Source organism: Acidovorax sp. GW460-11-11-14-LB4 (assembly GCF_059423685.1).
Window position 1 is genome coordinate 44,498 of sequence record NZ_JBWKYJ010000027.1, and the last position, 9,813, is coordinate 54,310.

10 protein-coding genes are annotated in these 9,813 nt (G+C 56.1%); 9 read left to right on the forward strand and 1 reads right to left on the reverse strand.

Features of this window, described 5'->3' with window-relative positions; all coding sequences use genetic code 11:
* Nucleotides 1-65: 65 nt before the first annotated feature.
* From AC07X4_RS12065 to AC07X4_RS12105, 9 genes are all read left to right on the forward strand, one after another.
* Nucleotides 66-863 carry an ABC transporter ATP-binding protein gene (locus AC07X4_RS12065; protein WP_056642819.1) on the forward strand — a complete coding sequence of 266 codons (798 nt, stop codon included), beginning with the start codon at nt 66-68 and terminating at the stop codon, nt 861-863.
* Nucleotides 860-2,827, forward strand: coding sequence for an AMP-dependent synthetase/ligase (locus tag AC07X4_RS12070; protein WP_056743885.1), 1,968 nt, complete (start codon nt 860-862; stop codon nt 2,825-2,827). Before AC07X4_RS12065 ends, AC07X4_RS12070 begins: the two co-directional genes overlap by 4 nt.
* Nucleotides 2,824-3,708: a branched-chain amino acid ABC transporter permease gene (locus tag AC07X4_RS12075; RefSeq protein WP_056743883.1), complete on the forward strand. Its 885-nt coding sequence runs from the start codon at nt 2,824-2,826 to the stop codon at nt 3,706-3,708. The genes AC07X4_RS12070 and AC07X4_RS12075 overlap by 4 nt, the downstream gene beginning before the upstream one ends.
* Complete coding sequence (locus AC07X4_RS12080; RefSeq protein WP_231940635.1) at nt 3,705-4,763, forward strand: branched-chain amino acid ABC transporter permease; 1,059 nt, start codon at nt 3,705-3,707, stop codon at nt 4,761-4,763. The genes AC07X4_RS12075 and AC07X4_RS12080 overlap by 4 nt, the downstream gene beginning before the upstream one ends.
* Before the next feature lie 85 nt (nt 4,764-4,848).
* A complete protein-coding gene (locus AC07X4_RS12085; RefSeq protein ID WP_083235468.1) occupies nt 4,849-6,099 on the forward strand; it encodes an ABC transporter substrate-binding protein in 1,251 nt (416 codons plus the stop codon).
* 60 nt (nt 6,100-6,159) lie between these two features.
* Nucleotides 6,160-6,948 (forward strand): ABC transporter ATP-binding protein, encoded by a 789-nt coding sequence (locus AC07X4_RS12090; RefSeq protein WP_056743881.1) that lies wholly within the window; start codon nt 6,160-6,162, stop codon nt 6,946-6,948.
* A 43-nt stretch (nt 6,949-6,991) separates the two neighbouring features.
* Nucleotides 6,992-8,143, forward strand: coding sequence for an acyl-CoA dehydrogenase family protein (locus AC07X4_RS12095; protein ID WP_056743879.1), 1,152 nt, complete (start codon nt 6,992-6,994; stop codon nt 8,141-8,143).
* Between the two features lie 96 nt (nt 8,144-8,239).
* The gene (locus tag AC07X4_RS12100; protein WP_056743877.1) at nt 8,240-8,920 is read left to right on the forward strand and encodes a TetR/AcrR family transcriptional regulator; all 681 of its coding nucleotides are present in this window, start codon (nt 8,240-8,242) and stop codon (nt 8,918-8,920) included.
* Nucleotides 8,917-9,105: a hypothetical protein gene (locus AC07X4_RS12105; protein WP_146191287.1), complete on the forward strand. Its 189-nt coding sequence runs from the start codon at nt 8,917-8,919 to the stop codon at nt 9,103-9,105. Before AC07X4_RS12100 ends, AC07X4_RS12105 begins: the two co-directional genes overlap by 4 nt.
* Nucleotides 9,106-9,217: 112 nt before the next feature.
* Here the strand turns inward: AC07X4_RS12105 and AC07X4_RS12110 are convergent, their stop codons facing one another.
* Nucleotides 9,218-9,445, reverse strand: a complete 228-nt coding sequence (locus tag AC07X4_RS12110) for an antitoxin Xre/MbcA/ParS toxin-binding domain-containing protein (RefSeq protein WP_082564895.1) — start codon at nt 9,443-9,445, stop codon at nt 9,218-9,220.
* Nucleotides 9,446-9,813: the final 368 nt, after the last annotated feature.

The window sequence follows — 9,813 nt, forward strand, 5'->3', positions numbered from 1 at the left end:
ACCCTGCAAAGGTCTTATGAAGGAAATTCGATGGACAAAGCCAAGAATTCAGAGTGGAGGTACCAATGAATGCAGCCATTCAAAGCCAGCGGGAAGGCGTGGTGCTGACAGCCCAGAATCTGCTGCTGCAGTTCGGTGGAGTTGTGGCGCTGAATGATGTTTCGATTGATGTGCGCAAGGACGAGCTGCTGGCAATCATCGGGCCGAACGGAGCGGGAAAGTCTTCTCTGATGAACTGCCTGAGCGGGTTCTACCGCCCCAAGAAAGGCGAGATATCCCTGGCCGGGCACAACGTGCGCGACATGGCGGTTCACGACGTGGCGGCACAGGGCCTAGCGCGCACCTTTCAAGGTACGCACATTTTTTCGGGCATGACCGTTATCGAGAACCTGATGGTGGGGCGCCACATGCACATGCGGGCCAATCTCGTGCAGTCATTTTTCCATTTCGGCCCGGCAAAACGGGAAGAAGTTTTGCATCGGGAGGTGGTGGAAGAAATCATTGAATTTCTTGAAATTGAATCCATCCGGCATGCGCCGGTGGGCAGCCTCGGTTATGGGCTTCGCAAGCGCGTGGACTTGGGGCGCGCACTGGCCCAAGACCCGAAGATTCTGTTGATGGATGAGCCTATGGCCGGTATGAATACTGAAGAGAAAGAAGACTTGGCACGTTTCATTCTGGATGTGCGCGAGGCAAAGCGCATTCCTATTGTTTTGGTGGAGCACGACATGGGTGTGGTGATGGACCTGGCTGACCGCATCGCTGTGCTGGACTTTGGACGCAAGATCGCCGATGGAACGCCCAAGGAGATCCAGGCTAATCCCGCAGTGCTTAAAGCCTATCTTGGGGAGGGCGTCCAATGAAACTCGAAATCGCGACCCTTCCCCAGTTGCTGCGCAAGCATGCGCATGCTAACCCCAACCGTCTTTCCCAGCGCCATAAGCAGCGCGGCATTTGGCGGGAGTACAGCTTTGCGGATGTGCAGCGCAACGTTCGAGAGATTGCGCTGGGCATGCACCAAGCAGGCGTCAAAGCGGGTGAGACCATTGCCATCATTGGTGAGAATGAGCCGCAGCATTACTGGGCCGAGTATGCCGCGCATGCACTGGGATGCAAAGTTGTATCCATGTACCCGGACCTCACTTCGGAGGAGGTGGCCTATCTTTTGGACGACAGCGAAGCAGTCATCTTGTTCGCGCAGGACCAAGAGCAGGTTGACAAGGGCCTGGATGTCCGGAACAAGACGTTGAAGATGCGCCACATTGTGTATTGGGATGAAACGGGTATGTGGTCGTATAACGACCCCATCCTGCAAACCTTCGATGGCATGCAGCGGCAAGGGCGTGAAATCCATCAACGTAACGGAAAGATGTACGACGCGCTAGTGGATGCGGGAGCCCCCGATGACATAGCGGTTCTTTCTTACACTTCCGGCACGACGGGGCAGCCCAAGGGCGTGATCCTCACGCATCGCTTTTTGATCGACAACGCCCAGCGCTTGATCGATTCCATGGATGTGAAGCCGGGTATGGAATACCTGAGTTACATCGCGCCATCCTGGGCCACTGAACAAATATATGGCATCACCATGGGATTGGGATTGCCCATGGTAGTGAACTTCCCCGAGGGCCCGGAGCAGGTGTTGTCCAACATTCGGGAATTGGCGGTGGAAGGTATGACATTTGCTCCGCGCCAGTGGGAAAGCATGGCGTCCTCTGTGCAGGCGCACATGCTCGACGCAGGACCCATTCGACGAGGTGTCTACGAGTGGGGCATGAAGATCGGTCACACCGTTAATGTGGGGCGCTTGGATGGAAAACCCGTTGGCCTGCTGGACCGGTTGCTGTTTCCTATCGCCAATGCACTGGTTCTGCGCCCGTTGCGAGATCTGCTCGGCCTGACCCGGCTGCGCTGTGCCAGCTGCGGTGGTGCCACCATGGCACCGGATGTGTTTCGCATGTTCCATGCCATGGGTATACCTCTGCGCAACATCTATGGCTCCACCGAAACCGGGTTGCTGACATGCCACCAGGGTGACCGATTTGATCTGGAGACCGTAGGGCACTGGATGAAGGCGCATCCAGAGGCGGGCCCACCATTGGAATGGCGCTTGAGTGCGGACGGAGAGCTGCAGATTCGTGGCGGAAGCCCGTTTCTGGGCTACTACCGCAGAGAGGGTTCCGTAGAGTCGAAGGTGAAAGATGGCTGGTTCTACACGGGCGATGCCGTAACGAAAACTGAGCTAGGCGAGCTCGTGTTCCTGGAGCGGTTGTCGGACCTCAAGCGTTTGCGCAGCGGAGAAACCTTCCCGCCGCAGTTCGTCGAGACCCGCCTTCGGTTCAGTCCCTTCATCAAGGACATCATGACGGTGGGAGACGAGACGAGGGACTTCGTGGCCGCTCTCATCAATATCGACATGGCTGTTCTGTCGCGGTGGGCAGAAGACAAGCGGATCGGATTTTCAACCTTTACCGATTTGTCACAGCGGCCAGAGGTCGCAGAGTTGATCAGTCAGGAAATTACCCGTGTGAATCAGTTTTTGCCGGCGCATGCGCGGGTCAAGCGATTCGCCAATTTTCCAAAAGAGCTTGATCCGGACGAGGGCGAACTAACACGTTCGAGAAAGCTGCGGCGCGAATTCCTGGAGGTGCGATACGCCACGCTGATCAACGGTTTATATGACGGCTTGCACGCCGTGCGTATCGATATTCCTGTGACCTACCAGGACGGTCGGCGCGGCAATTTCGAGGCTCTGGTGTCCATCCATGACACGGACGCCGCAGGGTCAGACCACCTGGGCGCAGCCCGAAGCAGAGGACGGAAATGATCGATTTTATTAACTACCTGATAAACGGTGCGCTGTCAGGGCTTCTGTATGCGTTGATCGCCATGGGTTTCGTCGTGATCTATCGCGCGTCAAAGGTGTTCAACTTTGCACAAGGTGAGTTGGTGGTCTTTGGCGGCTACATGGTGTGGTGGACGATTATTCAGATGGGTCTACCGCTGTGGGTCGGATTGCCCGTGGCATTCGTTAGTGCTGCAATTTTTGGTTTCATGATTGAGCGGATATTTTTTGCCCGTCTGGTTGGGGAATCCGTCTTCTCGATGGTCATGGTGACGATCGGTCTCTTGATTCTGATCCGAGGCGTTGTGTTGGTGCTTTTTGGTCCACAGGTGCGTGCTTTTCCGATCATCTTTCCTCTGGATCCGATCATCGTTGGCGATCTCATCGTCTCCCGTTCGATGCTCTACGGTGGAATTATGACCATCTTCATCGGCGTTGGCCTCTCCTGGTTTTTCAACCGGACAAGGGCTGGCTTGACCATGACGGCCGTGGCGGAAGACCACCAGGTGGCCATGTCCATGGGCATCTCGGTGCAGCGTTCCATTGCCTTTGCGTGGGTGCTGGGATCCGTGCTTTCCACACTGGGGGCGATAGTGCATTTGAGTGGCCGCTCCATCAACATGATGAGCTCCGACATCGGCCTGGCTGCCTTGCCGGTGGCCTTGCTGGCTGGGTTGGAGTCCCTCGCAGGTTTGCTGATCGCCGGTGTTTTGGTGGGTGTGATTCAGGGTTTGGCTTCGGCCTATCTCGATCCCCTGGTGGGGGGAGCGCTGGGCTCCGTCTTTCCTTTCATCATCATGCTGGTGGTGTTGTTAATTCGTCCCACCGGCATGTTCGGGTGGAAAACCATTGAGAGGGTATGAGCATGGATCCCGCAGGTGTATTCGCGACTTCTTTCGCCAAAGACCAAGCACTAATTCGCACGCGCAGCCAGGCGGTGGCATTGGGCCTGTTTGTTATAGCGTTGTTTGCGCTGCCCCTGATCAGCGAGGTCCGCTGGGTGGCGATCATGACCTCTATGCTGATTACTGCAGTGGTGGTCATGGGGCTGCAGATCAATACTGGTCTAGCGGGTCAGATCAATTTGGGTCAAGCTGCGTTCATGGGGGTTGGTGCGTATGCAACAGCGCTCCTAGCGACGAAAGGCCACCTGCCTTTCTGGCTGGCTTTGCCCATCGGCGGGCTGTGCGCGGCGCTTTTTGGGCTGGTGTTTGGATTAACCGCAATGCGCATAAAGGGTTTTTACCTTGCCTTGACCACGATTGCTGCGCAGATTTTGTTCCACTTCTTTGTGCTCAACCTGCCTGCCAAGTGGCTGGGGGGATCTAACGGCATCACTCTGGAACCAGCACAGCTCCTTGGTTTCGTTTTCAACACCGATACCCGCATTTACTACCTGTGTCTGGTAGTGGCCTTCATCATGATTGCGGGCGCCTACGGCGTCGCACGCAGCCGCCATGGTCGAATTTTTGCGGCAGTGCGCGATGACGACGTGGCCTCAGGAATGATGGGCATCAATGTCGTGCGCACCAAGGTACTTGCCTTCTTGCTGGGTGCGTTTTACGCGGGCATCGGTGGAGGGCTCTGGGCTTACTACGTCAGGTTCGTGGCGATTGACCAGTTCACCCTGATCCACTCGATATGGTTCATCGCGATGATCATTGTGGGTGGCATGGGGTCGGTGACGGGCGCGCTGATCGGCGTGTTTGTTATCCGTACTGCCCAGGAGACGATCACCATCGTGGGCCCTTCACTGGTCGAGAACTTTTCCTTCCTGAGCGGAGATGTTGTTTTCGCAGTGATGAATATTTTCCTGGGTGGAGTCATCGCGGCCTTTCTGATCTTTGAGCCACGCGGTCTGATGCACCGGTGGAACATCGTCAAGCGGTCTTATCGCATGTGGCCTTACCCATATTGACCGCAATCCTGTTTTCTGCAGCCACCTTAGGCGCTGGGAAGGGCTGCTCCAATGCAAAGCGCTACTACAAAAGGAGACTTTTTTTATGAAAACGAATCGAGCAAAGTTGTCGGCAATGGTCAAACTGGGGCAACGCGGCGCTTTACTGGCGTCAGCCTTGTGCCTTGGCGGCATGGCACAAGCTCAGACTACTTACAACGTGGCTGGCCTGGCTGACTTCACCGGACCTTTCGCAGACATCATGAAAGATATGACGGGATGCCGCCGTGCGGTGCTCGACTGGTGGAGCGAAGAGGTCGGTAAAGCGCAGGGCGTCGCATTGCGAATCAAGGATTTCGACACCCGCTATGACGTCGCCCAAGTGGCCAGCCTCTGGCCAGGCATCAAGTCCGAGCTCAACCCGGTGGCTGTTCTGGGTGTGGGCGGTGCAGATACCAATGCGCTGCAGCAGCGCTTGCCTAGTGACAAGGTGCCTCTTGTCCAGTCGACAGCAGGATATGGATTTGCTTGGAAGGGTGATAACTGGGTGTTCAATGCCCGTGCCACTTACCCGCACGAAGCGGCTGCGTTTTATGTGTGGATGCAGAAGAAGTCGGGTTCGTCTGCTCCTCTCAAGGTGGGGGTGATTTCATCGGAAGTATCGCCGGCCTACGTGGACATCCACAAAGGTGTCGAGAAGTTCGCTAAGGACAATCCGAAGATCATTGAAGTCGTTGAAACGATTTATACCGAAGCACAGCCGACCGACCTTACCCAGCAGGTCAGCCGCCTGGTCCGCAAGGGGGCCACGGTACTGCAGGTGTTCAACAATACAGCATCGGTAGTGGCGACACGGCGCGCCCTGCAAAGCCTTGGAAAAACCAATATTCCGATAGTGGTTAGCGCTCATAACGGGTTGCTTTCGTCGGGGAAAGCGCTGGGTGACCTGAGCCAAATGGATGGAAACTATGAGGTCTATGGCATGGCCATGGCCGCCGAAGGCGCAACACCGGCACGGGACTTCTTCGAGAAACTGCGCAGCCAATACAAGTTGCAAGCCGCCTATAACTCTGCCTGCATTATGGGCATGAGCCAAGCGATGTTGACGGTTCGTGCCGTTGAAAATGTTGTCAAGGTCAAAGGTGCTGGCGGTGTGACGGGCGAAGAGGTTCGCGCTGCACTGCTGTCCACCCCCATGCCTACCGAGCGCAGTTTTGGCTTGTTGCCCAATATCAAGTTCAACAATGATGCGCCGTTCCCGACCTCGGGCACAGCCGTCAACATCGGCACCGTCGAAAAGGGAAAGTACAAACTTCTCGAGCAGAACGTTCCGGTTCCTGTGTTGAACAAGTGGTAATTGCAAATCGGCCTGGGTCTCGGGCCACCGAGACCCAGGCCACATCATCTGGAGCTACCCGTGCTTGAACTGAACAACGTTGAAGTCCTCTACAGCGACGTCATTCTTGCTGTCAAAGGCATTACCGCCAAAGTCCCCGCTGGACAGTGCGTGACCTTGCTGGGCGCCAATGGCGCTGGCAAGAGCACCACGCTCAAGGCCATCTCCAACCTGGTCAGGACAGAGGATGGTCGTGTGACGGCGGGGAGTATTCAATTTGATGGTGCGGACATCACCGGTGCCAACCCCGTCGATGTCGTTCGCAAGGGGTTGGTACATGTCATGGAAGGGCGCAAGGTTCTCCGCCACATGACAGTGGAGCAGAACCTGGTGGTGGGCGGTCATATGGGCAGCGCTGGCGATGCCAAGGAAATGCTTGATGAGGTGTATAGCCGCATCAAGCGTCTGAAAGCCTTGCGTACTCGCACAGCAGGTTACCTGTCGGGCGGCGAGCAGCAATTGCTGGTAATTGGACGGGCCCTGATGGCCAAGCCTAAGTTGGTGATGATCGACGAGCCTTCGCTCGGCTTGGCTCCGCTGATGGTCGATGAGGTCTATGGTTTGCTGAGTGACCTCAAGACCAGCGGTCTGACTCTGCTGATCGTGGAGCAAAACACCCGCGTCGCTCTGGATTTAGCCGACTACGGCTATGTGATGGAGAGCGGACGGATCGTGTTAGAGGGCCCCTCCAACAGCTTAAAGACCAACGAGGACGTTCGAGAGTTCTACCTCGGCCTGACGGTCGATGGGGAGCGCAAGAGTTTCCGCGACATGAAACATTACCGCCGCCGCAAGCGCTGGCTGGGTTGACCGCATTGGGTCAGTCGTTTTCCAAGTTTTCAAGGATGGGTTTATGAGCATCGTTTCCAATGCATTGCTGAGCGAACAAGAAGTCATTATTCGGGAGTCTGCCCGGCGTGTCGCGACTGAAGTGGTGGGTAGCACGGCCGCCGAACGTGATCGCACGGGGGCTTGGCCACACGACGAAATCAAGGCAGTTGCCGACGTAGGCTTCATGGGCATGCTCGCCCCGCCAGCATACGGCGGTTCCGGGCTTTCATTCGTGGAGTATTGCCTGGCTATTGAAGAATTCGCAGCGGCCGATGGTGGCTTCGCCACCATGATGCACGTCCACAACTCAGCTGCGCACGTGTTACGTAGTTTTGGAACCGAACAACAGATGGCCCGCCATCTGCCGGATCTGGCCAGTGGCAAGCGCATTGGTGCCTTTTTATTGTCAGAGCCCCATGCAGGCTCGGATACCGCAGCCATCCGGACCACGGCTAAGCGGGACGGCGACGTTTATGTGATCAATGGCAGCAAACAATGGATTTCCAATGGCAGTGAAGCGGGCTTTGCGCTCGTCGTGGCAGCAACTGCGGAACCAGGTGCCCGTCACCGCTTCAGCCTGTTCATCGCGGACCCCGAAGATCCAGGCTACCAATGCTTGCGTATCGAAAGGAAGCTGGGCCAGCACACGGCCCACACGGCTCAGATTCAGCTGGACAACATGCGTGTTCCAGTTCAGAACATGATCGGTGAGGAAGGGCGCGGGTATGGCAAAGCACTATCGCTGTTGTCCGATGGGCGCATCGCAATCGCCGCCCTGGCCATCGGCATTGCCCGTGCAGCGCTGGAGGCAGCCATCCGCTACGCCAAAGAGCGCGAGGCCTATGGCAAGCCACTCACCGAACTGCAGGCCATTAGCTTTGATTTGGCGGAAATGGCCATGCAGGTTGAGGTGGCGCACCAGTACATGCTGTATGCAGCTCGTCTTACGGATGCGGGCCTGCCAACCAGTAAGGAGGCCTCCGTTGCTAAACTCTATGCCAGCGAAATGGCTGAAAAGGTTTGCTCTGCGGCGCTGCAAGTGCATGGTGGCTACGGGTATGTCAACGACTTCCCGGTCGAGCGCTATTATCGCGATGTGCGCGTTACAAAGATCTACGAAGGCACTAGTCACATTCAAAAGTTGATCATTGCGCGCAGTATCTTGGCTGGCTGATGAGCACGGCCTTTCTCCGCAGGCCTATCGGCGAAAGCAGTTCGATACACTTTGCCTCAGTTAGCGATACGAATGCCCTCAAGGAAAACAACACCAATGAGTACGCCAATTGAGGCAAAGCCCAAGTCACTGACACGCAATGCTGCCAAAAGATCGGGCAAGGGCGCAAAATGGAACAATGCGGTCAGCGGCGCGGATGAGCAGTACCAGCTCAAAAAGCAAGCTGTCATTGCGGAAGCTTCGCGCGCATTTGGCCGCCATGGGTACAAGAATGTGTCCTTGGACGAGATTGCAAAAACGCTCAACGTCACCAAGCCTGCCCTCTACTACTACTTCAAGAACAAGCAGGAACTTGTCTACGAATGCCACGAGCTCGCCATGCATTTGGGAGATCGCGTCTTGCAAGACGCGATCGCTTCGGAAAATACTGGTTTCGGTCGGATCTCGGTCTTCATTAAGAACTACATCTCGTTGCTAACGGATGAAATGGGCGCACCGGCGATCCTCCAGGATTTCTCCGGTATGACTGTGGCGGATCAGAAAAAAATCACTTTGCGTCGGCGAAAGTTTGATCAAGAGCTGCGCAAAGTGCTCGAGGGGGGTGTTCAGGATGGTTCCATTGCCCCGTGCAACGTGAAATTGGCGGTGTTCTGGTTCATGGGCGCTGTTAGCTCGATTACCCAATGGATGCATATCGATGGCAGCCTTGGAAGCGACGAAGTGGCCGATATTTTTATCGGTTTTCTTGCGCATGGTATTCGTCCCAGTCAAGCGTGAATCTGGCGCAACAGGCTTGGGCTTCCGGTTGTGTTCTTCGCAGTGAGGCAATTCTGGCGGACATCGTCGTGCATGGCGGAAACCGGTGCTGGAATCAGGTCTTCAGGCTTGATCAGGATGGCAAGGTGGTCGAGTTCTTCGAGGCAGCCAATGCGAGTCTTTCTGCTTCGACGATGGGATGCTGAGAAGCTGGTCGGCCCACACGGGAATCCAAGGCGGCTTTCAAGGCGTGTGCGATGGCCCAATGAATTAGTGGGCAGTGACGCATTCAATGAATGGAGAGCACCACAATTGCGCTCAGGAATAGGCCCCGGATTGCGCGCGCAGGAGGTGGCTACGCACCAAATCCAGCCCGCCGGGTCCGCTGAGAACATCCAGTGGACGACGATGACCAAATGTCGGTGCCAATTCCAACAGCCATTGGTCAAGCCAAGCCCGCGCGTCAAAACCTACTGGTGTTCCTGATTCATCAACCATACGCTGAACAAGTGCGGAGAGGGTAGCGATATCGTCTTCGAGGGCCATGGCCCATTCTGATCTGCACGCCAGATGAATGCAATGCACACGTCCGGGCAAGGTATCTTGAATTGAAGGGAGTTCCCCGCCCTACCACCGCCTGCATGACGAACATGGAGGCGATGAACTGCAGTGGGCGATTCAGCGAATTGCTCGCTTGCTTTGGGCGGACATATGAAAACTGCCTTGGTCTTCGGCTGGGGTGCAAGAGTGTGGGGGGTATTTTGGACGTGCGAGCACCGCGCGTGCTGCTGCAACTATCGCGGCTGAGTGTTGGCGCCGATTCAAAATTGAGCCACCGGGGGTGCGGATAAAAACTTGGACTGGTTTTATGCCGCAAGTCCAAGACTCACCCGGTATTCGATCGGGCTGAGGGC